Here is a 23,185-nt window from a genome sequence, read left to right as displayed (position 1 = left end):
CGTAGCAGGCCAAAGGCCAACCAATCCATGGACCTTGGCTACACATACCCTTGGATTGCCGGGCGGCCCTGGGCCGCCTTCGACACCCTCACATATTCGGATAGTTCGGCCCGCCGCCGCCTTCGGGGGTGGTCCATTCGATGTTCTGGTTCGGGTCCTTGATGTCGCAGGTCTTGCAGTGGATGCAGTTCTGCGAATTGATCTGGAACTTGGGTTCCTTCCCCTCTTCCTCGATCCATTCATAGACACCGGCGGGGCAATAGCGGGTCGAGGGGCCGCCATAGACCTCCAGCTCGCTTTCCCGCTGCAATTCACGGTCGCAGACCTTGAGATGGACCGGCTGGTCTTCGGCGTGATTGGTATAGCTGAAGGCCACATTGGTCAGGCGGTCGAAGCTGAGCGTCCCGTCGGGCTTGGGATATTTGATCGGCGCGAAAAGATCCGCGCGTTCGAGCATTTCGTGGTCGCGGTGATGCTTCATCGTGATCGGCAGACCGATCTTGAGCGTGCGCATCCACATGTCGATGCCCGCCAGCACGGTGCCCAGATCCTCGCCATATTTTGCCACGGCGGGCTGCGCGTTCTTCACCATCTCGAGCTCGGTGGCGATCCAGCTGTCGCGCACGGCGGCATCGTAATCCATCAGCTCGGTATGCTCATGCCCATCGGCGATCGCGGCAGCGATGCTTTCGGCGGCGAGCATGCCGCTCTTCATCGCGGTATGCGTGCCCTTGATGCGCGGCACGTTCACGAAGCCCGCAGAACAGCCGATCAGCGCGCCGCCCGGGAAAGCCAGCTTGGGGACGGACTGCCAGCCGCCCTCGTTGATCACGCGCCCGCCATAGGCCACGCGCTTGCCGCCTTCGAGCAGCGCCGCGATTTCAGGATGGTGCTTCCAGCGCTGGAATTCCTGATAGGGCGAGACGTAAGGGTTCTTGTAATCGAGCGCGGTGACGAAGCCCAATGCGACCTGGCCGTTCGCCTGGTGGTAGATGAAGCCGCCGCCCCAGGTGCCGGTTTCCGACAGGGGCCAGCCCTGCGTGTGGATGACCTTGCCCTGCTCGTACTTCGCAGGGTCGACATCCCACAGTTCCTTGACGCCAAGCCCGTAGACCTGCGGCTCGCAATCGGCCTCGAGGTCGAACTGCGCCTTCATCTTCTTGGTCAGATTGCCGCGCGCGCCCTCTGCGAAGAGCGTGTATTTCGCGTGGATTTCCATGCCCGGCTGGTAATCGGGCTTGTGGCTGCCATCCTCGGCAATGCCCATGTCCTGTGTCACCACGCCGGTGACCGCGCCCTTATCGTCGAACAGCACTTCGGCGGCGGGGAAGCCGGGGAAGACCATCACGCCCAGCCCTTCGGCCTGTTCGGCCAGCCAGCGGCAGGTGTTGCCGAGCGAGGCGGTGTAATTGCCGTCATTGCTCATGAAGGGCGGCAGCAGGAATTCGGGCATGTCCGACTTGCCGGATTCCGACATCACCCAGTGGTGGTTCTCGGTCACCGGGGTTTCGGCCAGCGGGCAGTCCATCGTGCGCCATTCGGGGAACAGCTCGTCCATCGCCTTGGGGTCGACCACGGCGCCCGACAGGATGTGCGCGCCGATTTCGCTGCCCTTTTCCAGCACGACGACCTCGAGATCCTCGTTGATCTGTTTCAACCGGATCGCCGCCGAAAGGCCGGCCGGGCCGCCGCCGATGATGACGACGTCGCAGGGCATCGATTCGCGTTCGCTCATGTCTCTCTCTTTTCGTCGCTTAAACTTTGTCATTGCCTTGATTGCTGGGCGGTTTGAGGTCAAGACCTTGCGCGGACGGATTATGCTCGCAGACACACCGGAAACCCGCGAATTATCGCCCGCAGATGCGCTGGAAGCCGCCCTCGACTGGTGGCGCGAAGCCGGTGTGGAAGACGATTACAGCAATGAAGCGACCAGCTGGCTGGCAGAGCCGGAAGAAAAGCAGGCCGTAGCGTCGCCCAAGCCGAAGAAACCGCCCGAAGAACCCAAGCAGACCCCGCTCGAACGCGCTTTCGAAGGCACGGCGGGCGAAGCGGCGATCGGCGCCGGTGATGGCGCGCTGCCCGCCAGTCTCGAAAATTTTCGCGAATGGTGGATGAGCGAGAAATCGCTCCACCATGCCGGGCCCGAACAGCGCCTGCCGCCGCGCGGCGTGGCGGGTGCGAAACTGATGGTGCTGGTGCCCGAACCGGTGGACGGCGAGAGCGAGGCGCTGCTGTCGGGCGCGCCCGGCCGCTTCCTGGAAGCCATTCTGGGCGCCATGGGGATCGCCCCGCACGAAGCCTATCTCGCCAGCGCGCTGCCCGCACCGCTCTCGCTGCCCGACTGGGACCGGCTGGCCGAGCGCGGGCTGGCCGATGTCACGCGCCATCACATCGCGCTGGCCGCCCCGCACCGCGTGCTCGCCTTCGGGCGGTCGCTAGCGCCCCTGTTCAATGTTGCGCCCGAAATGGCGCGCGAGCCTGCCGTGGTGACGGCGGGCGACAACACCCTTCCGCTGCTGCTTGCGCCGGAGCTGGCCGAACTGGCCCGCTCCGCCCCGCGCCGCCGCAATTTCTGGAACCGCTGGCTGGAATGGACCGCATGACCCTACGCCCCCTGCTCTTCGCTGCCACTGCAAGTCTCTGCACGCTTGCCGCCTCCGCCCCTGCGCTCGCCCAGTCGGATAGCGTGGCCTATTTCACCCGGTCGCATTCCTCGGCCCTGCCGCAGCTCCTCTCCACCGACGACCGGGCTTATTACGCTTCCCTGTTCGAGGCGATCGAGGCGCAGAACTGGGAGCGGGTCGAACTCGCCTTCTCGCAGCGCCCCGACGGCCCGCTGCACGGCGCAGCGCTGGCGACCTATTTCCTCGATCCCAACAGCCCGCGCATCGAATTGCCGCGGATCGAGGACTGGCTGCGGCGCTATCCGCGCAATCCGCAGGTCGAAGGCATCGTGCGCCTCGGCCAGACCCGCGGCCTGACATGGCAGCCGGGCCTGCCGCGCGAACAGTCGCTGACCCGCCAGCCGGGGATCACCCGCCGCGCCCTGCCGCGCAACATAAACGACGGAACCATGCCCGCCAGCGTCAGCTTGGCCATTCTCGACCGGATCAAGAATGACGATCCCGACGGGGCCCGCCTCCTGCTCGACGGGGTGGATGCCTCGCTGTCCCCCCAGGCGCGGGCCGAATGGCGCCAGCGCGTGGCGTGGAGCTATTATATCGAGAACCGCGATGCCGAAGCCTACGGCATGGCGCAGCTGGTCTCGCAAGGATCGGGCCCATGGGTCGCGGAAGGCGACTGGGTGGCGGGCCTCGCCGCCTGGCGGATCGGCGATTGCGCCCGCGCCGGGGAATTCTTCGCCACATCGGCCAAGGGGGCGGACAATCCCGAATTGCGCGTCGCGGCGCATTACTGGGCGGCGCGCGCGCTCATCCGCTGCCGCGAACCGCAGGCGGCGCAGGCGCATCTGCGCGCCGCCACGCAATATGACGAGACGCTCTACGGCATGCTCGCCGCCGAACAGCTGGGCAAGGATCTGCCCGCCGATCACACCGCGCCCGACCTTACCGCCGCCGACTGGCAGCGATTGTCCGACGAACCCGCCGTGCGCGAGGCGGTGATGCTGGCCGAAGTCGGCCGCCGCGATGTGGCGGACGACGTGCTGCGCTGGCAGGTCCGCTACGGCGATCCCGACGATTTCGCCGCCCTCACCCGCCTCGCCCGCGCGCTGGGGCTGGCGGGCACGCAGACCTACATGGCCTATAACGCGCCGCGCGGCACCACCTCGCCGCCCAATCTGCGCTGGCCGGTCGCCTATCACACGCCGCATGGCGGCTGGCGCGTCGACCCGGCATTGGCCTTCGCCCATGCGCTGCAGGAATCCAATTTCCGCGAACGCGTGGTGAGCCCTGCCAATGCCATCGGCCTGATGCAGATCCGCCCGATCGCTGCGCGCGAATATGCCGGGTCGATCAATATGAGCGCGAATGCCGATCTGAAGGACCCGCGCACCAATCTTGCCTTCGGGCAACGCACGCTCGAGGCGCTGGCGCAGGCCAGTTACACCAATGGCCATCTGCCCAAGATCATGGCTGCCTATAACGCCGGGCCCACCCCGGTTTCGCGCTGGAACAGCGAGGTGAACGACCAGGGCGATCCGCTGCTATGGATGGAATCGATCCCCTATTGGGAAACACGCAGCTATGTCGCCATCGTGATGCGCAATTACTGGATGTATCTGCGCCAGGCCAATGCCGCCGCGCCCAGCCGCAAGGAACTGGCCGAGAACGACTGGCCGCAGTTCCCGCGCACCCGCTAAGTCTTTCCATCCACACGAGTACCCGCCGATGCCAATCGACGAGAGCCGGACCTTCAAACCGGTCAATATCGCCCTGCTGACCATCTCCGACAGCCGCGAGCTGAAGGACGATACCTCGGGCGATATCCTCGCCGAACGGATCGCCTCGGCTGGCCACATGCTCGCCGTGCGCGAGATCAGCAAGGACGACAAGAACGAGATCGCCGCCCATCTCCACCGCTGGATCGACGACGAGGAAATCGACGTGATCCTCACCACCGGCGGCACGGGCCTGACCGGCCGCGATGTCACCCCCGAAGCGCTCGACCGGGTGAAAGACAAGGACATCCCCGGCTTCGGCGAACTGTTCCGCATGCTCAGCTACGACAGCATCGGCACCAGCACGATCCAGAGCCGCGCCTGCGCCGTCCTGTCGCGCGGGACCTATATCTTCGCCCTGCCCGGCTCGAACGGCGCGGTGAAGGACGGCTGGGACAAGATCCTCGCCTTCCAGCTCGACAGCCGCCACCGCCCCTGCAATTTCGTGGAACTGATGCCGCGGTTGCGGGAGAGATAGGGGCTAACGGCTCCGGACCTTCCCCCAAAAAATACCATTTTCCTACACGCCCATCCCTGCATAAGGGATCCGGTTCGCTTCCCATTTTCACAGGAGACGGACCACCAAGACCCACATCCCCCAGGACATTCCCGTGCGCGGCTGGACGCCCGGGCGCAAGGCGCGCTTTCTCGATCGGCTGGCGGTGCACGGCAATGTGCGCGAGGCGTGCAGCTGTGTCGGCCTGTCCGCCGAGGCGGCCTATCGCCTGCGCCGCCGCGATGCGATGTTCGCGCGCGGCTGGGCGGCGGCGCTGGTGCTGGCGCGGCAGAATTGCGAACAGGTGCTGGGCGAACGCGCGGTCGAGGGCGTGGAGGAGGAGATCTTCTACCGCGGCGAACTGGTCGGCACGCGCCGCCGCTATGACAGCCGCCTGCTGCTCGCGCACCTTGCCCGGCTCGACCGGCTGGTGGACGAGGACGGCGCGGGATCGGATGCGGGCCGCTTCGACGAAATCCTCGCCAGCGTGGCCGATCCGCGCACCGAACTGGCGCCGCGCCCCGACAGGGCGAGCAGAGCGGCCGCCGCGCCCAAGCCATCGCCGGAACAACTCCTGCTGGAAGACTATCTCGCCTTCCTCGAGGAAATCGGCTTGACCCCGCAGGCCGCCGACAGCTTCGGCGAGGACCGGGCGTTCCTCGGCATGCTGGAGGAAGAGGGGTTCGAACACATGTCGCTGGCCGAAATGGAAGAGCTGGAAAAGGCCGAGGAAGCCAAGAAGCCCGAACCTGCCCCTGGCGAGCGGGAAGAACGGCTGCGCAGCGTCTATGGCGCGGTCGACCGGCTATGCCGCAAGCCGGAGCATGTGCTGAGCAAACGCTGGGGCGCGCCCGCCTTCACCGCGCCGCGCGCCGCGCCCGAAACGCTCGACCGTGTGGCCGAAGGCTTCACCGCGCAAACGGCGCCAGCCCGCAGCAGGCAGAATGCGCGTTCGGGCCGCGGGTTTTCATTCCCCAGGACAGTGTCAACTGTGTCAACCTCCACCCTGGCAACCGCGCTGGTCGCCGGCCTCGGCGGCGCTCCTTCTCGCTCCCCCTTCACCGCCCCGCGCATGCTTCAGGCCGGCAGGCCGGCGGGCTAGGCGTTTAACCGCTGGCAAAGCTCCCATGTTCCATATATGTTCTCATGCATGGACCGCCGATTAGAACCAGCCATTCCCGGCCGCGGGGCGCAGGGGGCCGAGGTGCCGACGCGCTTCGGCCTGGCGACTCGCGAGACCGATGGCGACTGGCGCGATTACATGGAGGCGCTGGCGCTGAGCGAGGGCGAACCGCCCGCCAAGCTGCGCACCAAGGTCACCGAGGAGCATCCGCGCACGATCCTCAGCTTCAACCAGTCGCCCGACATCTTTTTCGACCGGTCGATCAATGCCTATCGCGGCTGCGAGCATGGCTGCGTCTACTGCTTTGCGCGGCCCACCCACGCCTATCACGATCTGTCGCCCGGGCTGGACTTCGAGACGCAGCTCTTCGCCAAGCCCAATGCGGCCGAACTGCTGCGCGCCACGCTGGCCAAGCCGAAGTACCGCCCCCGCCCGATCGCCATGGGGACCAATACCGATCCCTATCAGCCGATCGAGCGGCAGTACCGCATCACGCGCGACGTGCTCGAAGTGTGCCTCGATGCCCGCCATCCGGTCACCATCACGACCAAGTCGGACCGCGTGCTCGACGATCTCGACCTGCTTGCCGAAATGGCCGAGCGGCGGCTGGTGGCGGTGGCGATTTCGGTGACCAGCCTCGATCCGAAACTGTCGGGCAAGCTCGAACCGCGCGCAGCTGCGCCTGCCAAGCGTCTGGTTGCGCTGCAGAAACTGGTCGAGGCGGGCGTGCCCAACCATTGTTCGGTCGCCCCAGTGATCCCGGCGGTGACCGACGAGTTCATGGAGGAAATCGTCCAGCGAGCCGCCGCCATCGGCGTGCACAGCGTCGGCTGGATCCCGCTGCGCCTGCCGCACGAGGTCGCCCCACTGTTCCGTGAATGGCTGGCGGTCCATTACCCCGATCGCGGGGACAAGGTGATGAGCATCGTCCAGTCGATCCGCGGCGGGAAGGACAACGATCCCGATTTCTTCACCCGCCTGCGCCCCACCGGCGTCTGGGCCGATCTTTTCCGCTCCCGCTTCCGCCTGGCCTGCAAGCGGGCGGGCCTCGGCAAGACGAAGTTCGAACTGGATTGCACGCAGTTCAGGCCGCCTGCGGTGGGCGGGCAGTTACGGTTGCTCTAGTGAACGTGCGCGTCGGCCGTGCCGCCATGGGTCGCGAAGACGCGGTGCTGCCCGTCCCTGGCGACGAGGACGACCTGATAGCGCTCCGCCCTGCCCTCCATTTCCATGCCGGGCGATCCCACCGGCATCCCCGGAACCGCCAGGCCGACCGCATCGGGCTTCTTCGCCAGCAAGGTGCGAATGTCCTCGGCCGGAACGTGGCCTTCGATGGCATAGCCTTCCACCGTGGCCGTGTGGCAGGAGCGCAGATTGTCCGGGATACCCGCCGATTTCGCGGCGGGCGCGGTATCTTCAACCTCGGTGACTTCGACCGTGAACCCCGCAGCGCGCATCCGCTCGACCCATTCGGTGCAGCATCCGCAATAGGGGCTTTTCATGACTTCGATGACCGTGGCGCTGGCGGCCTGCGCACAGGCGATCAGCGCCAGGGGCGCGACCAAGGAGGCGATTCGAAAGCTTTTCATCCGGTGATAGTGGCTTGCCGATCCTTGACCGGCAATGACTATCCGGGCCGATCGTTCAGCGGCACGCAGAAGTCGGCCAGCCGCCCTTCGCGATCAGGGGCAGCGCACCCAGGTCATGCGCTCGTTGTCGTCATAGCGGTAGCGCAGCGAACCGTCGGGCAGCAGGCGCATGTAGAAGGCATAGGTGGTGCCGGGATCCTCGGCATATTGCTCATAGACGGTGAGCGCGGCGGCGGGGCCATCCGCGCGGACATTGCGCACTTCGCCGGTGCTTTCGAAGAATTTGATCGCCTTGGCCTCGACCGTGAACAGCCCGTGGCTCGGCTCGTCGCATTTGGCGATGCTCTCTGCATAGGTCCCGCGGAACCGCTCGGGCACGCTGTCCTGAAGCGGTGCGCGCTCGGCCATCTCGTCATCGGCATTCTTCTGGCCGCCGTTATCGGGCGCTGGCTGCTCGTCATCGCTTGCAGCTGGCGGGGCGGTCTGAGCGGCGGAGGGTGAGGCCTGCTCACTGGCGGGCATACTTGCCTCATCACCCGCATCGCTTTGCGAGCAGGCAGCAAGGACAAGAACAAGCGGAGCGCAAAGAATAGAGTGTTTCATTCCGGCTATACCGATCCGGACTAAAAGCGTTCCGCAAGACAGGTAAAGATCACGAAAGCTCTTTGAAAAGTAAAGACTAGCACAGCCCGGATACTTGGGGCGGAGATTGGCCGCTTCGAGGCGGCGGGACAGCCGTTATCACTGCCAAGCCACGCGCGCGTTTGGCGTGGAGAGTAGGCGGAGTGAAGCCAATCAACGAGTGCGACGGCTGCTTGGGCTAATTTTCTCTCAGCTTTCGCCAATTACATCGCACCTAAAAAATACGTTCAAAAAATCCTCTATCGACCAATTCAGTGCTGAAATGCCAGTAGCCTATTTGCTCATATAGTTCGTCAGTTTGCATGTTTGTAAACTGACTTCCGTCCAAGTTTCCTCTTTTAGCTTCAAGCATCCAAGGCAAATATTTTTCGATGCCCTCAGTCACACGCTCATTGGTTTGATTGATGGTTATTCGATGAAGCTTGAAACCGGGACCGAACTCGGCATCCAGCTCATCCGGTTCGACCAGTCTCGCTGTCGAGGGGTCATTCACGTCGTCGAATGTCACCAGCATCGGCATGAAATTATCGTAATCCGATGCCTTGAGCCGCCGCGAATTCGACCAGATAGAAATGGGCTTGGGCGCGCCCCTCCCGTATCTTCTAAACAATCTACTCATCCCGTCGGTAGGCTGCATGAAGTCGACATGTTCACCAAGATTGATTGCAAACAACAGACGCCCGTCCGGTAGCTCGACCGTCACAGCCTCTCCTTTTAGATGCCAAGTCGACCTGCTGTTTACGGGAATTGGTAAAAAGGGAGGTGTGACCAAGGACATCTGTCGCACGCCACTACCGCTGCGAATACCCGAAGGTGTTTCCACCTCCACCGTCATTTTGTAGCGTGTAACGTCTTCCCTGTAACCGCACGCTTTCATGGATAAAAAGATAACCAGAGCGGATACAGCCAAAATCTTAAGTACTTTCACTGAGCCACCCTATTCCCATCGATGTGCATCAAGACATTTTGTTCACCTATTTTTGAAGATTTCGTCAAGATTCCCACGTATTTTCAGTCCTGCCGGAAACAGCATTTATCTGAATAACAAAATTAGAAAACATCAGCGGCAACGCCGGCGATTTTCACCGTAATCCTTTCCGGCCACCGAGAAACCCGATGGGCGGTTCCGACAGATTAAAACCCCTCGCCCGCAGCGCCCGGCTTGAAACGCACCAGCCGGCTATCCAGCAGCGCCGCCGTGCGGTTCACCACGGCGCTCTGGTAATCCGGGTCCTTGATCATTTCGAAGAAGGCGCCTGCGTTAGGATATTCGGCCACGAAGCCGTCGTGCCATTGCATCGCCTCGGGGCCTGTCAGGACCGCCTCGAAAGCTCCGCGCCACACGATGGTGCCGCCTACCCGGCGGAAGATCGGACCGCTGGTCTTGCCGTATTCCTCATAGGCGCGGCGGCCGCTCCAGCCCTTGGCCGCATGTTCGTGGCCTTCGGGATAGGCGGCATCCTCGCGGTACTGGAGGAGGTTGAGCATCTGGATCGGCTCGTCGCGCGGCAGGTCCTTGAAGGCCTGGAAGTTGGCGGGGCTCGGGTCGATGTAGGTATCGGTCATGCTCTGCTCCTCTCTGTCATTGCGAGCGTAGCGCGGCAATCCATGGCCGCACGCGCTGTCGCCCCTCGGGTTGATTGCCTAAACCACCAGCTCCCGCCATTCGCCGGGCGCGATGCCATCGACGCTCCATTCGCCGATGCGCCAGCGGACGAGGCGCAGGGTCGGCAGTCCGACGGCAGCGGTCATACGGCGGACCTGGCGATTGCGGCCCTCGGTGATTTCCAGCGCGATCCAGCTGTCGGGCACGCTCTTGCGGAAGCGCACCGGCGGATCGCGGTCCCAGACGGGCGGAGGGTCGATCCGGCGGGCGCGCGCGGGCCGGGTCATCCCGTCCTTCAACGCGACGCCCTTCGCCAGCCGATCAAGCGCTTCATCGCCGGCCTCCCCCTCGACCTGCACCAGATAGGTCTTGGCCATCTTGTGGCGCGGTTCGGCAATCCGCGATTGCAGCCGCCCGTCATCGGTCAGCAGGAGAAGGCCTTCGCTGTCCTTGTCCAGCCGGCCTGCGGGATAGACGCCCGGCACATCGACCAGATGCGCCAGCGTGTCCTCCACCCCCTCCTTGCCGCCGGTGAATTGGGACAGCACGCCAAAGGGCTTGTTGAGCAGGATCAGCCGGCTCACACGCTATTCCGTATCGGGCAGGCGGTAATCGGCAAAGCGCGCACGAAGATCTTTCTTGCTGATCTTGCCAGTGGCGGTGTGGGGAATATCATCCACGAACTCCACCGCATCGGGCAGCCACCATTTGGCGACCTTGTCGGACAGGAAGGCGATCACGCTCTCCGCATCGCATTCCTGACCCGGCTTCCTGACGACGAAGAGCACCGGGCGCTCGTCCCACCGGGGATGCGCCATGCCGATGCAGGCGGCCTCGGCGACGGCGGGATGGCCCACGGCGGCATTTTCCAGTTCGACCGAGGAAATCCATTCGCCGCCCGATTTGATGACGTCCTTGGTCCGGTCGGTCAGCTGCAGCGTGCCGTCGGGATGCAGGATGCCGACATCGCCCGTGTCGAACCAGCCGTCTTCGGTGACCGCGTCTTCCTCGGCCTTGAAATAGCGCTTCACCACCCAGGGGCCGCGGATCTGGAGCGCGCCGGAGGTCTTGCCATCGCGCGGCAGGACCTTGGTAAAATTGTCGAGATCGACAGTGCGCAGTTCGACGCCGAAGATCGGGCGGCCCTGCATCTGGATCTTGGCGACCTTCTCGTCGAAGCTCATCTGCTCCCAGTCATGCGTCGGCCCGCCCACGGTGCCGATGGGCGAAGTCTCGGTCATGCCCCAGGCGTGCTGGACGCGGATGCCGCTCTTCATCAGCCGCTCGATCATGGATTTGGGCGCTGCGGAGCCGCCGATGGTCGCCACCTTGAGCGGGGGCAGATCGATGCCCTCGGCGTCGCAATACTGGAAATGGGCCAGCCACACGGTGGGCACGCCGGCGCTGTCGGTCACCCCTTCCTTGATCATCATCTCGTGCAGGACGGCAGGATCGTTGACCGCGCTGAAGACGAATTTGATCCCCGCCATCCCCCCGGCATAGGGCAGGCCCCAGCTGGCGGCGTGGAACATGGGCACGACGGGCAGCATCACGCTGGCCGCGCTGAAGGCGAAAGCGGCCGACTGGAGACCGGCCATCGCATGCATCAGGGTGCTACGGTGTTCATACTGCACGCCCTTTGGATTGCCCGTGGTGCCGCTGGTGTAGCAGATCATGCAGGGATCGCGCTCGCTGCCTTCAGCCCAGCGATAATCGCCGTCCTCCGCGCCGATCCAGTCCTCGAAGGAAGTCGCGCCCTCGGCTCTTCCCGGTCCGGGGTCGAAGCAGATGTAATGCTCCACCTTCGGCCAGCGGTCCTTCATCAGGTCGATGATCGGCTGGAACATGGCATCATAGATGACCACCCGGTCTTCGGCATGGTTCACGATGTATTCGAGCTGGTCCTCGAACAGCCGCGGATTCACCGTGTGGAGCACCCCGCCCATTCCGGCCACGCCGAACCAGCTGACCAGATGCCGCGAATGGTTCATCGCGATGCTGGCGACCTTGTCCCCCGGTTTGAGGCCGAGCCGTTCCAGCGCCTGCGCCATCTTCAGCGCATCGCGGCGGATACCCGCCCAATTGGTGCGGGTTTCGCTGCCATCGGCCCAGCGGGTCACGATCTCCCGATTACCCGCTTCGCGCGCGGCGTGATCCACCACATGCGTCACGCGCATGGTCCAGTCCTGCATGGCTCCGAGCATCTGCCTCTCTCTCCTCGTCCGGCAGCGCCCTTTCGCGGGCGCCTGCTTCAGGCGACGAGGCGAAGGTGGGAGCCGCCGCGCCGCTTGTCGAGCTGCACCTTGGCAAGGCCGGGCACGCTTGCCAAGCGTTCTGCCAGCTCCCCGTCGAGCGCGAAATCACGGCCCAGTCGCATGGCGGGTTCGGCATCGCTGCCGAGCCGTAGCGTCACCATGACTTCATCCTGCCCCTTGCCCGCCTCGGACAATTCGCGCTTCAGGGTTTCGACCGCGCCGATCTCGAGGATATCGAGAGTGAGGATCATCGGCGTCGCGCCTTTCACCTCGCTCAGCGGCGTTCCCCCGCGCACGGTTATGCGCGGCGGTTCATCCGGGCTGGGCGAATCGAGTTCCACCTGCAGCAGGACGCAGGTCTGGTCCTCCGCCCACTTCAGGAAGCGATCGACCATGCTTTCTTCGAAGCAGGCGGCGCTGAACTGTCCGGTGGCATCGGAGAAATCTGCCCGGATGAAAGGTTTTCCGCGGCGCGTGGTGCCCTTGTTCACCTTCTCCACCATGGCGGCCATCACCGCGTTGGATCGTCCGCCGACAGGCGCCCCGCCCGCAATCAGCGAAGCGTAGGTGCGCGCACCGTTGGCCGAGGCAATATCCCTCCAGGCTGCGACCGGATGGTTGGAGAAATAGAAGCCGAAATTCTCGCGTTCGCGGGCCATCCGCTCGGCCCGGGGCCAGTCCTCTACCTCGCGCAGCCGCAGGGTTTCGCCCGGCGCATCATCGCCGCCGAACATGCTCGCCTGACCGCTCGTGCGTTCGCGCGCAGCGGCATCGGCGACCGCCAGCAGCATATCCGCATTGGCGAAGACCTTCGCCCGGTTCGGCTCGAGCGCATCGAGCCCGCCGGCGCAGGCCAACGCTTCGAGCTGACGCGAATTCATCGATCCCTTGGGAATGCGCTCAAACAGATCCTGCAGGCTGTCGAACTGGCCCGACACCTCGCGCTCGGCAACGATGGTTTCCATCGTCCGCTCGCCGACATTGCGGATACCTGCCAGCGCATAACGGACGGCATAGCCCCTATCGGTCTGTTCGACCGTGAATTCGGCTTCCGACCGGTTGATGCAGGGCGGCTCCACCGCAATGCCCTGACGCCGCGCATCGTCGACGAAAATGGTCAGCTTTTCCGACTGGTGCATGTCGAAACACATGGAAGCGGCGTAGAATTCTTCCGGATAATGCGCCTTCATCCACGCCGTCTGATAGGCCAACAGCGCATAGGCCGCTGCGTGCGATTTGTTGAAACCGTAACCGGCGAACTTGTCGATCAAGTCGAACAGCTCGTTGGCCTTGGCCTTCTCGATCCCGCTAACTTCCTTGCAGCCTGCCACGAAACGTTCGCGCTGCGCGTCCATTTCGGCCTGAACCTTCTTACCCATTGCCCGGCGCAGCAAGTCTGCGTCGCCGAGCGAATAGCCGGCCAGGATCTGCGCGGCCTGCATGACCTGTTCCTGGTAGACGAAAATGCCGTAAGTCTCGGCGAGGATGCCTTCGAGCTTGGCGTGCGGATATTCGATCTCAACCTCGCCCGCCTTGCGCTTGCCGAACAGCGGGATGTTGTCCATCGGGCCCGGACGATAGAGCGAGACGAGCGCGATGATGTCGCCGAAATTGGTCGGCTTCACCGCCGTCAGCGTGCGCCGCATGCCTTCCGATTCCAGCTGGAACACGCCGACCGTGTTACCCGCCTTCATCAGTTCATAGACCGCCGGATCGTCGAGTTGGAGCTTGGAAAGGTCGATCTGGACGCCGCGCTTTTCCAAGAGGTCGGTCGCCTTCTTGAGCACCGACAGGGTCTTGAGACCGAGGAAGTCGAACTTGACCAGACCGCTGCTCTCGACATTCTTCATGTCGTATTGCGTCACTGGCATGTCCGAGCGCGGATCGCGATAAAGCGGCACCAGCTTGGCCAGCGGGCGATCGCCGATCACCACGCCCGCCGCGTGGGTCGAGCTGTTGCGCGGGAAGCCTTCGAGCTGCATCGCGAGGTCGATCAGGCGTTTGACCTCGTTGTCGTTATCGTACTCCGCCTTGAAATCGGCGGCTCCGTTGAGCGCGCGCGGCAGGGTCCACGGATCGGTCGGATGGTTGGGCACCATCTTGCAGATCCGGTCCACATGGCCGTAGCTCATCTGGAGGATGCGGCCCGTATCGCGCAGCACGGCGCGCGCCTTCAGCTTACCGAAGGTGATGATCTGCGCCACGTGGTCATGGCCATATTTGGCCTGCACATAGCGGATCACCTCGCCGCGGCGGGTTTCGCAGAAGTCGATGTCGAAGTCGGGCATCGACACGCGTTCCGGATTGAGGAAGCGTTCGAACAGCAGGCCCAGCTGGATCGGGTCCAGATCGGTAATCGTCAGCGCCCAGGCGACCAGGCTGCCGGCACCAGAACCACGGCCCGGTCCGACCGGAATATCGTGATCCTTGGCCCATTTGATGAAGTCGGCAACGATCAGGAAGTAGCCGGGAAAGCCCATCTGGTTGATGATGCCGACCTCGTAATCGAGCCGATCGAAATAGACCTTGCGGTCTTCCTCGCTCATCTCCCCATAAGGTTCGAGCCGCTTTTCCAGGCCCTTGCGCGCATCTTCCTCCAGCATCCTTGCCTCGCCCTCCAGATCGCCGGCGAGACTGGGCAGGATGGGCTTGCGATAGGGCGGCGCGTAGGCACAGCGCTGCGCTATGACGAGCGTGTTGGATACTGCCTCGGGCAGGTCGTCGAACGCCTCTTCCATCATATGGGCGGTCTTGACGTAGCTTTCGGGGTTCGACTTCGGCCGCTCCTCGGCATCGATGTGGGTCGAGTTCGCGATACACAGCATGGCGTCATGCGCCTTGTACATATGCGGTTCGGCGAAATTGGCAGGGTTGGTCGCCACCAGCGGAAGATCGCGGGCATAGGCCAGGTCGATCAGCGCAGCCTCTGCCGCCTCCTCCACGGGGTTCCCGCGCCGCGCCAGTTCGACATACAGCCTGCCGGGAAACAGCGCCTCCAGCCTGCCTAACATTTCGGCAGCGTGGCTTGCCTGCCCATCTGCAAGCAGGCGAGTGACGCCGCCCTCGCTCGCACCTGTCAGCGCGATCAACCCGTCGGTCCGCCCTTCGAGATCGCGCAGCGCGATATGCGGTTCGTATTCGAGCGGACGGTCCAGATGTGCCTTCGACACCAGATGGCAAAGATTGTCATAACCTGCCTCGCTCTGGGCATAGAGCGGCAGATAATCGACATATTTGCCATCCTCGTCCCGTGCGACCCCGAGCAGCGTTCCGGTGATCGGCTGAATCCCTTCCGCCTTGCAGGCATTGGCGAACATGACCGCGCCGTAAAGACCGTTGCGATCGGCCATGGCAATTGCCGGAAATCCGCGCTCTTTCGCCAGTTTGGCCATCGCCTTCGGATCGATTGCGCCCTCCAGCATCGAATAGGCCGAAAGAACGCGCAAGGGTACGAAAGGCTTGTATGGCATGCAGGCAAAATAGGTTTTCCGGCGCCGATCTCAAAGAGGCGCTGCAAGGTTATTCTCCACAGGGCGTGGAGAATTCTATTCCTTGTCGGAAAGCGCTATTTTCCGCCGCGTATCGCGAATGGTAGACCACGCGCCGTAGGCGACGAGAACCGCCAGGAAGATCCAGACCCAGACGGGAATGTTGCGCCCGGCAATCGCGAGATAGAGATACGCCGACACGAAAAAGAATCCGGCCAGCATGGTGGGCAGAACAGTTGATCGCCCCGCCCTCGCCCGCTTCACCAGCCAGGCAATTGAGGCAAGGAAGAAAGGAATGGCACCGACGTAGATCGCGCCAAAGATATACGGATTCACCCCGTACTGCTCACCGAGCGAGAGGAACCACTGATTGATATCGGCCAGCATGATTATTCAGAGCAGCTTTTCGATGTCGCTGGCGATGGCCGCCGGCGCATCGGTCGGACCATAACGCTTCACGACATTGCCCTCGCGATCGATCAGGAACTTGGTGAAATTCCACTTGATCGCTTTCGAGCCCATCAGGCCCGGCGCCTCGCGCTTCATCCAATCGAACAGCGGGCTCGCATCGGCGCCGTTTACATCGATCTTTTGCATCAACGGGAAAGTCAGGCCGAAATTGACCTTGCAGAACTGCTCGATCTCTTCGGCATTGCCAGGCTCCTGCCCGCCGAACTGGTTGCAGGGGAAGGCAAGCACCTCGAACCCCTGCTCCCGGTAATTTTGATACAGCTTTTCCAGCCCGTCATATTGCGGGGTAAAGCCGCATTTGCTGGCCGTGTTCACCACCAGCAATACCTTGCCGACCTTGTCCTTCAGATCGAGCTTTTCGCCCTTGTTGGTCTCTACGGAAAAGTCGGCAATGGTGGTCACTGGCGCTGGTGTCCCGTCAGGCAGCGGGGAAATCGCTGCGCTGAGAAAGCTCGGCGATTTCTTCGGCGTGGAATTCGCGGTCACCCAGCTTCTCGATGTAATAGGCCGAGCGTTCGTCTTCCGGCATCAGCATCATGTGGCGGACCAGCTCGGCAAAAGATCCCGAGCGCAGGCCCTTGGCGCCATCGAGCACGCCGTCATTATCATCCTTGCGGTGCAAGGAAGCGCGGTCATCCCATTGAATACCCTGGCGATGGCAGCCGTCGCCTTTATAGGTGCTGGGGTGGTCGGTCATTCAATCAAACTCCTTTTTCGCCCTAACGTGCGACGGGCGTTTCGGGTCCACTATCCAAGCACGCCTTCGTGCAGACGCACGACACGGTCCATCCGCGCTGCAAGGCGTTCGTTATGCGTTGCGATCAAAGCGGCGCTTCCTTCGCCCCTGACCAGCGACAGGAACTGTTCAAGAACCTTGTCGGAAGTCGCCTCGTCTAGGTTTCCGGTGGGTTCGTCGGCCAGCACGAGATCGGGCCGATTGGCCAAGCCGCGTGCGACAGCGACCCGCTGCTGCTCACCGCCGGAAAGCTGGCTGGGCCGGTGGTCGAGCCGGTGACCGAGGCCCAGTGCGGTCAGCAATTCTTCCGCCCGCACCTCGGCCTGCGCGCGGGGTTTCCCGGCGACGAGCTGCGGCAGAATCACATTTTCCCGCGCATCGAAATCGGGCAGCAGGTGATGGAATTGATAAACGAAACCCAGGTGATCGCGGCGCAGCGTGGTGCGCGCATTGGCATCGCTCTTTTCGGCCGAATTGCCGGAGATGAGGATTTCGCCACCGAAGCCGCCTTCGAGCAGGCCAACTGCCTGAAGCAGCGTCGATTTACCTGAACCCGACGGACCAAGCAGCGCGACGATCTCGCCCGGCATGATGTCGAGATTGACACCCCGCAGCACGTCGATGCGCACCCCGCCCTGTTCGAAACTGCGGGTCAGGCCGCGAAGCTGGACGATGGGATCATTCATAACGCAGAACCTGTACCGGATCGGTGCTGGCAGCCTTCAGCGCCGGATAAAGCGTCGCCAGAAAGCTCATGATCAGCGCGAGACCGACGATCATGGCGATTTCCACCGGATCGGGTTTGGACGGGATCGTGCTGAGGAAGCGCACCTGCGGATCCCACAGATCGGCTCCGGTCAGCCAGCTGATCGCGGTCACGATCTGCTCGCGGAAACCGAGCACCAGTGCGCCCAGGATAAGCCCGGCGATGGTGCCGATCGCTCCCACCGTGAAACCCGTGGTGACGAATATCTTCGTGAGGCTGCGCCGGGTGGCCCCCATGGTACGCATGATAGCGATGTCGCGGGTCTTGGCGCGCACCAGCATGACGAGGCTCGACAGGATGTTGAATGCGGCCACCAGCACCATGAAGCTCAGGGCGAAGGCCATCGCGGCACGTTCCACCTGCAGCGCTTCGAACAGCGTCGCATTGATAGTCTTCCAGTCTCGCACCACGGCCCTTCCGGCCAGGGCTTGCTCCACCGGAGCAAGGATGTCCTCCACCTTGTCGGGGTCGGTTACCTTCACCTCGATCATGCCGATCGTATCGCCGATCAGCAGCAGGGTCTGGGCATCCTGCATGGGCATGACGACGAACGCGCCGTCATAATCATACACCCCGACCTCGAAAATTGCGGCGACTTCATATCCCACTTGGCGCGGAACGGTGCCGAACGGGGTGGATCGGCCCTGCGGATTGATGATGGTGATCGTGTCGCCCACACGTGCGCCGATGTTCTCGGCCAGGCGGACGCCGATGGCGACCTTGCTCGCTCCTGGCTGAAGCGCATCGATATTGCCGGCAACGACCTTCTGCCCCAGTTCGCGGATATCTGCCGGAGTATTGCCCCGCAGCAGAATCGCCTCGACCCGGCCATTGAACGTCGTCAGCAAGGGCTGTTCGATCAGGGGAGACGCTTCGGTGACGCCCGGCGTCTGCTTCACTTCCTGAAGCACGTTCTCCCAGTCATCGAGCCGTCCGCCATAGGCCTGCACGATGGCGTGGCCGTTCAGACCCACGATCTTGTCGAGCAGTTCGGCACGGAAACCGTTCATCACGCTCATCACGATCACCAGCATGGCAACCGAGAGCATGACGACCGTTATCGATATGCCGGCGACGAGCGCAATGAAGGCCTCGCTCCTGCCCGGAAGCAGATAGCGTTTGGCAATGGTCCGTTCGAAAGGTGAGAGCAGCAAGGCGGTCCCGATGAAATGGTTCGCAGATAGGATATCTCGTGGAGTGGGCGTTTAGGCAGAGATTTCTGGCGGCGCAATGAATGGCTGCAAAATCTTGTCCGCAAACCGGCGCACAAACCTTGTAATCACGGCGTAACATCGCCATTGGGGCGCCATCATTCATCATCGCGGACAGCACCATGAATTGCACCCACCCCTTCCTCGATGCGGATGGCGATAAGCTGCGCGAAGAATGTGGCGTTTTCGGCGCCATCAACGCAGCAGATGCCGCCGCCGCGACTGCGCTCGGCCTGCACGCCCTGCAGCACCGGGGGCAGGAAGCCGCCGGAATAGTGGCTTGGGACGGCGTTGAATTCCGCACCCGCCGCGGCCTTGGCCATGTTGCGGAAAACTTCTCCTCGCAGGAAGCGATCGCAGAACTGCCTGGCCACATGGCTGCTGGCCACGTGCGCTATTCTACCACCGGCGGATCGGGCCTGCGCAATGTGCAGCCGCTTTACGCCGATCTGGCGAGTGGCGGCTTTGCGGTCGCGCATAATGGCAATATCTCGAACGCGGGCACGCTGCGGCAGGAACTCGTCCAGCGCGGGGCGATCTTCCAGTCGACGTCCGACACCGAAGTCATCATCCATCTCGTGGCGACGAGCCGCTATCCCACGATCGTCGACCGCCTGGTCGATGCGCTGCGCCTGCTCGAAGGTGCCTATGCGCTGATCGTGATGACCCCGGAAGGCATGATCGCCTGCCGCGACCCGCTCGGCATCCGCCCGCTTGTCATGGGCAAGATGGGCGATGCGACGGTGTTCGCGAGCGAGAGCGTGGCCTTCGACGTGGTGGGTGCGGAAATGGTCCGCGAAGTCGAACCGGGCGAACTGATCAAGGTCGATTACGACGGCAATGTCGATTCGTTGCATCCCTTCGGCAATCATTCCCCGCGCCCCTGCATCTTCGAACACGTCTATTTCAGCCGTCCGGACAGCTTCTTCGCTGGCCGCAGCGTTTATGAAGCGCGCAAGGCTATCGGTGCCGAGCTGGCCAAGGAAACGCCCGTCGAGGCCGATCTCGTCGTGCCGGTGCCCGACAGCGGCGTGCCGGCGGCCATCGGCTATGCGCAGGAAGCGGGCATTCCCTTCGAACTGGGCATCATCCGCTCGCATTACGTCGGCCGCACCTTCATCCAGCCATCGGACGGCGCGCGGCACGCGGGCGTGAAGCGCAAGCACAATGCCAATCGCAATCTTGTAGCCGGCAAGCGCATCGTGCTGATCGACGATTCCATCGTGCGCGGCACCACCTCGATGCAGATCGTCGAGATGATGCGCGATGCGGGCGCGAAGGAAGTGCATTTCCGCGTCGCCAGCCCGCCCACCGCGCACAGCTGCTTCTACGGCGTCGACACGCCGGAACGCAGCAAGCTCCTCGCCGCGCGGATGGATGTCGAGCCGATGCGCGAATTCATCAAGGCCGACAGCCTGGCCTTCGTTTCGATCGATGGCCTCTACCGGGCCGTAGGCGAAAAGCCGCGCGTGAAGGAATGTCCGCAATTCTGCGACGCCTGCTTTACGGGCGATTACCCCACCTCGCTGACCGATCTCGCCAAGCGTGAGGACAAGCAGGCGGAACTGGCCTTCCCGACCGAGAAGGTCGCCTGAGATGACGAAGGCACTGGAAGGCAAGCTGGCCCTCGTCACTGGCGCGAGCAAGGGTATCGGTGCGGCAACCGCACTGGCGTTCGCCGAAGCCGGCGCGCACGTGGTGCTGACGGCCCGCGATGTGCGGGCGTTGGAAGCGGCCGAGGACCGCATTCACGAAGCGGGCGGCGCTTCGACCATCGCGCCGATCGACCTTGCCGAAAGCGATGGGATCGCCCGCCTGGCATCCGCTATTGCTGGGCGCTGGGACAAGCTCGATTACCTCGTCATTTCAGCTGCCTATTTGCCGACCCTGTCGCCGGTTACGCAGATCGACGGCAAGCAGTTCAGCCAGGCGGTCACCACCAACCTCCTCGCCACGCAGGCGCTGCTTTCGAACTTCGACCCGCTGCTCAAGCGCGCCGATGCCGCCCGGGTCATCGGCCTGACCAGCAGCGTGGGCGAGACGCCTCGCGCCTATTGGTCAGCTTACGGCGCAACCAAGGCCGCATTCGACAATCTGCTTGACGCCTATGCCCAGGAAGTCGAGAAAATCAGCAAGGTCCGGGTGGCGACGATCGATCCGGGCGCGACGCGCACCGCGATGCGCGCAAAGGCCTATCCGGGCGAAGATCCGGCGACGGTCAAGCCGCCCGAAGACGTGGCGAAGCGGCTTGTCGATCTGGTCATTACTGACTTCCAGACGCGCCATCGCGAACGGATCGACTAATCCGTTAACCCTGTCGTGCAACAGTTTCTTAATTAGGGCCTGCGTATGGGCTTGGAATTACTTCACGCCTTCCGCGCGTGATGCCGTAATTGCATCGAGGGCAAGGGAACGTTGCACATGACCTACCAGACGCGAGATCGCTATTCACTGGCTGCGCAGGAAGATCGTAGCGCGCCGCGGACCAAGATCACCATTCCAGGCCAGCTGCGTGCCAGTGGTGGCCGCGCTTTCCAGACCGTGATCCACGATCTTTCGATGTCGGGCTTTTCTGCTGCGGCGATCAATCGCATGCATGAAGGCCAGCTTTGCTGGCTCACCCTGCCCGGCCTCGAATCGCTTCAGGCCCAGGTCGTGTGGTGGGAAAACTGCATGGTCGGCTGTGCCTTTAGCGAACTGCTGTCGCCGATCGTGCACGACAACATCCTCGCCCGCTATAGCGGCGCATCGGCTTACCGCCCCTACTGATCGACCGGTCCGGGACGCCTCGGCGCCCCACCGGAGCGCATCTTCGGATTGCCGGCTTCCGCTTGCTCTCGGATCGAATGCCGGTGGGACGAACGCGTCTTCAGGCGGTTTGCATCCGTTGCCAACTGCAGGCCTACGGCCCCCTTTCGCGAACCGCGTGATAATGCCGGAGGCCGATTGAGTCGCCCCGGCGACTCAGAGCCGTGGTCTATCCGACCGAACTGACGAGTAGCCCTTGCGCGCATCGGAGCTGAAGCGTGCTGTCTCTGTCCCTGAGGCCTTGGGATCGGGTCTTGCGCGCTCGTCCATGTCGGAAAAAGACAGCTATAAACGCGAAAAGCCGGTGCGGCGGCCATCGAGGCAGCGCGCACCGGCTTTCCGTGTATCCGGGAACGCCGGGGGACAGTCCGGCATGACTTGTGGTTGGGAACGAGGAACCACAAGCGTTCCCGCTTGAAGAGATGTGATCAGTCTTCCGCGTCCGGGCCTGTCATCATCTCTTCGGCGACCTCGTCGGTTTTGCCGCGAATCGCAGCCTCCAACTTGGCGCACATTTCGGGGTTCTCGCGAAGGAAGTTCTTGGCGTTTTCACGGCCCTGGCCAATCCGGACGCTGTCGTAACTGAACCAGCTTCCCGATTTTTCGACCACACCGGCTTTCACGCCGAGATCGAGAATTTCACCGATCTTCGAAATACCTTCGCCGTACATAATGTCGAATTCGACCTGCTTGAATGGCGGCGCGACCTTGTTCTTCACCACCTTTACGCGGGTGGCATTGCCGATCACTTCGTCGCGATCCTTGATCTGTCCGGTCCGGCGAATGTCGAGGCGGACCGATGCATAGAACTTGAGCGCATTACCGCCGGTCGTGGTTTCCGGATTGCCGTACATCACGCCGATCTTCATCCGCAGCTGATTGATGAAAATCACCATGCACTTGGACCGGTTGATCGAACCCGTCAGCTTGCGCAGCGACTGGGACATGAGACGAGCCTGGAGACCGACATGACTGTCGCCCATCTCGCCTTCGATTTCAGCACGGGGAACCAGCGCGGCAACCGAATCGACGACCAGAACGTCGATGGCATTCGAGCGGACCAGAGTATCGGTGATTTCGAGCGCCTGTTCCCCGGTATCGGGCTGCGAGACGATGAGCTCGTCGATATCGACGCCAAGCTTCTTCGCATAGACCGGGTCCAGCGCGTGTTCGGCATCCACGAAAGCTGCCGTACCGCCGGCTTTCTGGGCTTCCGCAATGCAATGCAGAGCCAGCGTGGTCTTGCCCGAGCTTTCCGGCCCATAGACTTCGATCACGCGGCCCTTGGGAAGGCCACCCACGCCAAGAGCAATGTCCAGCCCGAGCGAGCCGGTGGAAATCGACTCGACATTCATGGCCTCTTTCTGGCCGAGCTTCATGGCGGAGCCTTTGCCGAACGCACGATCGATCTGCGAAAGGGCGGCATCCAATGCCTTCTGACGGTCTGCGTCCACTTTCTTTCCTTCTACAAGCTTCAGACTGGCCGCCATGACACATTCCCTTCTCGGTTTTCTAGAGCCGGTATCGACTCTTCAACTGCGAAGTGATGTACCCACTATGTTCCAATAGAACAAGAGGAGAACGGAATTTTTTTC

General features: G+C 62.9%; 22 protein-coding genes. 8 read left to right on the top strand and 14 right to left on the bottom strand.

Annotated features, from left to right (window positions below; translation table 11 throughout):
* Positions 1-88 precede the first annotated feature (88 nt).
* On the bottom strand, positions 89-1,735 hold the full coding sequence (locus ACI2I1_RS09990) for a 4Fe-4S dicluster domain-containing protein (RefSeq protein ID WP_404678969.1): 1,647 nt from the start codon (positions 1,733-1,735) through the stop codon (positions 89-91).
* A gap of 82 nt (positions 1,736-1,817) precedes the next feature.
* Between ACI2I1_RS09990 and ACI2I1_RS09985 the strand changes: the two genes are divergently transcribed.
* From ACI2I1_RS09985 to ACI2I1_RS09965, 5 genes are all read left to right on the top strand, one after another.
* Entirely contained in the window at positions 1,818-2,603 is a 786-nt protein-coding gene (locus ACI2I1_RS09985; RefSeq protein ID WP_404678968.1) for a hypothetical protein, read from the top strand.
* Positions 2,600-4,321: a transglycosylase SLT domain-containing protein gene (locus tag ACI2I1_RS09980; protein ID WP_404678967.1), complete on the top strand. Its 1,722-nt coding sequence runs from the start codon at positions 2,600-2,602 to the stop codon at positions 4,319-4,321. The genes ACI2I1_RS09985 and ACI2I1_RS09980 overlap by 4 nt, the downstream gene beginning before the upstream one ends.
* Before the next feature lie 28 nt (positions 4,322-4,349).
* A complete protein-coding gene (gene moaB, locus ACI2I1_RS09975) occupies positions 4,350-4,877 on the top strand; it encodes a molybdenum cofactor biosynthesis protein B (RefSeq protein WP_404678966.1) in 528 nt (175 codons plus the stop codon).
* Between the two features lie 133 nt (positions 4,878-5,010).
* On the top strand, positions 5,011-5,997 hold the full coding sequence (locus ACI2I1_RS09970) for a hypothetical protein (protein WP_404678965.1): 987 nt from the start codon (positions 5,011-5,013) through the stop codon (positions 5,995-5,997).
* Between the two features lie 48 nt (positions 5,998-6,045).
* Entirely contained in the window at positions 6,046-7,143 is a 1,098-nt protein-coding gene (locus tag ACI2I1_RS09965; RefSeq protein ID WP_404678964.1) for a PA0069 family radical SAM protein, read from the top strand.
* Here the strand turns inward: ACI2I1_RS09965 and ACI2I1_RS09960 are convergent.
* The 12 genes from ACI2I1_RS09960 to ACI2I1_RS09905 form a co-directional block, all read right to left on the bottom strand.
* Entirely contained in the window at positions 7,140-7,607 is a 468-nt protein-coding gene (locus ACI2I1_RS09960) for a DUF411 domain-containing protein (protein ID WP_404678963.1), read from the bottom strand. The two genes, ACI2I1_RS09965 and ACI2I1_RS09960, sit on opposite strands and share 4 nt — an antisense overlap.
* Positions 7,608-7,700: 93 nt before the next feature.
* Entirely contained in the window at positions 7,701-8,210 is a 510-nt protein-coding gene (locus ACI2I1_RS09955) for a hypothetical protein (RefSeq protein WP_404678962.1), read from the bottom strand.
* Positions 8,211-8,463: 253 nt separating this feature from the next.
* A complete protein-coding gene (locus tag ACI2I1_RS09950) occupies positions 8,464-9,177 on the bottom strand; it encodes a hypothetical protein (protein ID WP_404678961.1) in 714 nt (237 codons plus the stop codon).
* A gap of 206 nt (positions 9,178-9,383) precedes the next feature.
* Positions 9,384-9,815 (bottom strand): DUF1330 domain-containing protein, encoded by a 432-nt coding sequence (locus ACI2I1_RS09945; RefSeq protein WP_404678960.1) that lies wholly within the window; start codon positions 9,813-9,815, stop codon positions 9,384-9,386.
* A 78-nt stretch (positions 9,816-9,893) separates the two neighbouring features.
* Complete coding sequence (locus ACI2I1_RS09940) at positions 9,894-10,439, bottom strand: pseudouridine synthase (protein WP_404678959.1); 546 nt, start codon at positions 10,437-10,439, stop codon at positions 9,894-9,896.
* A 3-nt stretch (positions 10,440-10,442) separates the two neighbouring features.
* A complete protein-coding gene (locus ACI2I1_RS09935) occupies positions 10,443-12,059 on the bottom strand; it encodes a long-chain fatty acid--CoA ligase (protein ID WP_404678958.1) in 1,617 nt (538 codons plus the stop codon).
* Between the two features lie 47 nt (positions 12,060-12,106).
* The gene (gene dnaE, locus ACI2I1_RS09930; protein ID WP_404678957.1) at positions 12,107-15,580 is read right to left on the bottom strand and encodes a DNA polymerase III subunit alpha; all 3,474 of its coding nucleotides are present in this window, start codon (positions 15,578-15,580) and stop codon (positions 12,107-12,109) included.
* 75 nt (positions 15,581-15,655) lie between these two features.
* Positions 15,656-15,985 carry a hypothetical protein gene (locus ACI2I1_RS09925; RefSeq protein WP_404678956.1) on the bottom strand — a complete coding sequence of 110 codons (330 nt, stop codon included), beginning with the start codon at positions 15,983-15,985 and terminating at the stop codon, positions 15,656-15,658.
* A 6-nt stretch (positions 15,986-15,991) separates the two neighbouring features.
* Positions 15,992-16,471 carry a glutathione peroxidase gene (locus ACI2I1_RS09920; protein WP_404678955.1) on the bottom strand — a complete coding sequence of 160 codons (480 nt, stop codon included), beginning with the start codon at positions 16,469-16,471 and terminating at the stop codon, positions 15,992-15,994.
* Between the two features lie 16 nt (positions 16,472-16,487).
* Entirely contained in the window at positions 16,488-16,766 is a 279-nt protein-coding gene (locus ACI2I1_RS09915) for a hypothetical protein (RefSeq protein WP_221541700.1), read from the bottom strand.
* Between the two features lie 50 nt (positions 16,767-16,816).
* Positions 16,817-17,491, bottom strand: coding sequence for an ABC transporter ATP-binding protein (locus ACI2I1_RS09910; protein WP_221541701.1), 675 nt, complete (start codon positions 17,489-17,491; stop codon positions 16,817-16,819).
* The gene (locus ACI2I1_RS09905) at positions 17,484-18,725 is read right to left on the bottom strand and encodes a lipoprotein-releasing ABC transporter permease subunit (protein WP_221541702.1); all 1,242 of its coding nucleotides are present in this window, start codon (positions 18,723-18,725) and stop codon (positions 17,484-17,486) included. Before ACI2I1_RS09905 ends, ACI2I1_RS09910 begins: the two co-directional genes overlap by 8 nt.
* Before the next feature lie 179 nt (positions 18,726-18,904).
* Between ACI2I1_RS09905 and purF the strand changes: the two genes are divergently transcribed.
* The 3 genes from purF (at position 18,905) to ACI2I1_RS09890 (ending at position 21,551) form a co-directional block, all read left to right on the top strand.
* Positions 18,905-20,377 (top strand): amidophosphoribosyltransferase, encoded by a 1,473-nt coding sequence (gene purF, locus ACI2I1_RS09900; protein WP_404678954.1) that lies wholly within the window; start codon positions 18,905-18,907, stop codon positions 20,375-20,377.
* 1 nt (position 20,378) lies between these two features.
* Positions 20,379-21,086, top strand: coding sequence for an SDR family NAD(P)-dependent oxidoreductase (locus ACI2I1_RS09895; protein WP_404678953.1), 708 nt, complete (start codon positions 20,379-20,381; stop codon positions 21,084-21,086).
* Between the two features lie 117 nt (positions 21,087-21,203).
* On the top strand, positions 21,204-21,551 hold the full coding sequence (locus tag ACI2I1_RS09890) for a PilZ domain-containing protein (protein WP_221541705.1): 348 nt from the start codon (positions 21,204-21,206) through the stop codon (positions 21,549-21,551).
* Positions 21,552-22,018: 467 nt separating this feature from the next.
* Here the strand turns inward: ACI2I1_RS09890 and recA are convergent, their stop codons facing one another.
* The gene (gene recA / locus ACI2I1_RS09885; protein WP_221541706.1) at positions 22,019-23,080 is read right to left on the bottom strand and encodes a recombinase RecA; all 1,062 of its coding nucleotides are present in this window, start codon (positions 23,078-23,080) and stop codon (positions 22,019-22,021) included.
* Positions 23,081-23,185: the final 105 nt, after the last annotated feature.

It is taken from the genome of Qipengyuania sp. NPDC077563, assembly GCF_044901345.1.
Classification (GTDB): Bacteria; Pseudomonadota; Alphaproteobacteria; order Sphingomonadales; family Sphingomonadaceae; genus Qipengyuania; species Qipengyuania aestuarii.
The sequence above is the reverse complement of the archived record's forward strand: the minus strand, read 5'-3'. Positions and strand labels throughout refer to the sequence as shown.

Excerpts from the sequence above, each read along its gene's own strand:
- moaB (WP_404678966.1), top strand. The coding sequence starts at position 4,350 with ATGCCAATCGACGAGAGCCGGACCTTCAAACCGGTCAATATCGCCCTG.
- ACI2I1_RS09955 (WP_404678962.1), bottom strand. The coding sequence starts at position 8,210 with ATGAAACACTCTATTCTTTGCGCTCCGCTTGTTCTTGTCCTTGCTGCC.
- ACI2I1_RS09945 (WP_404678960.1), bottom strand. The coding sequence starts at position 9,815 with ATGACCGATACCTACATCGACCCGAGCCCCGCCAACTTCCAGGCCTTC.
- ACI2I1_RS09935 (WP_404678958.1), bottom strand. The coding sequence starts at position 12,059 with ATGCTCGGAGCCATGCAGGACTGGACCATGCGCGTGACGCATGTGGTG.
- recA (WP_221541706.1), bottom strand. The coding sequence starts at position 23,080 with ATGGCGGCCAGTCTGAAGCTTGTAGAAGGAAAGAAAGTGGACGCAGAC.
- dnaE (WP_404678957.1), bottom strand. The coding sequence starts at position 15,580 with ATGCCATACAAGCCTTTCGTACCCTTGCGCGTTCTTTCGGCCTATTCG.
- ACI2I1_RS09985 (WP_404678968.1), top strand. The coding sequence starts at position 1,818 with ATGCTCGCAGACACACCGGAAACCCGCGAATTATCGCCCGCAGATGCG.
- ACI2I1_RS09960 (WP_404678963.1), bottom strand. The coding sequence starts at position 7,607 with ATGAAAAGCTTTCGAATCGCCTCCTTGGTCGCGCCCCTGGCGCTGATC.
- ACI2I1_RS09965 (WP_404678964.1), top strand. The coding sequence starts at position 6,046 with ATGGACCGCCGATTAGAACCAGCCATTCCCGGCCGCGGGGCGCAGGGG.
- ACI2I1_RS09910 (WP_221541701.1), bottom strand. The coding sequence starts at position 17,491 with ATGAATGATCCCATCGTCCAGCTTCGCGGCCTGACCCGCAGTTTCGAA.
- ACI2I1_RS09990 (WP_404678969.1), bottom strand. The coding sequence starts at position 1,735 with ATGAGCGAACGCGAATCGATGCCCTGCGACGTCGTCATCATCGGCGGC.
- ACI2I1_RS09980 (WP_404678967.1), top strand. The coding sequence starts at position 2,600 with ATGACCCTACGCCCCCTGCTCTTCGCTGCCACTGCAAGTCTCTGCACG.
- ACI2I1_RS09915 (WP_221541700.1), bottom strand. The coding sequence starts at position 16,766 with ATGACCGACCACCCCAGCACCTATAAAGGCGACGGCTGCCATCGCCAG.
- ACI2I1_RS09925 (WP_404678956.1), bottom strand. The coding sequence starts at position 15,985 with ATGCTGGCCGATATCAATCAGTGGTTCCTCTCGCTCGGTGAGCAGTAC.
- ACI2I1_RS09895 (WP_404678953.1), top strand. The coding sequence starts at position 20,379 with ATGACGAAGGCACTGGAAGGCAAGCTGGCCCTCGTCACTGGCGCGAGC.
- purF (WP_404678954.1), top strand. The coding sequence starts at position 18,905 with ATGAATTGCACCCACCCCTTCCTCGATGCGGATGGCGATAAGCTGCGC.
- ACI2I1_RS09890 (WP_221541705.1), top strand. The coding sequence starts at position 21,204 with ATGACCTACCAGACGCGAGATCGCTATTCACTGGCTGCGCAGGAAGAT.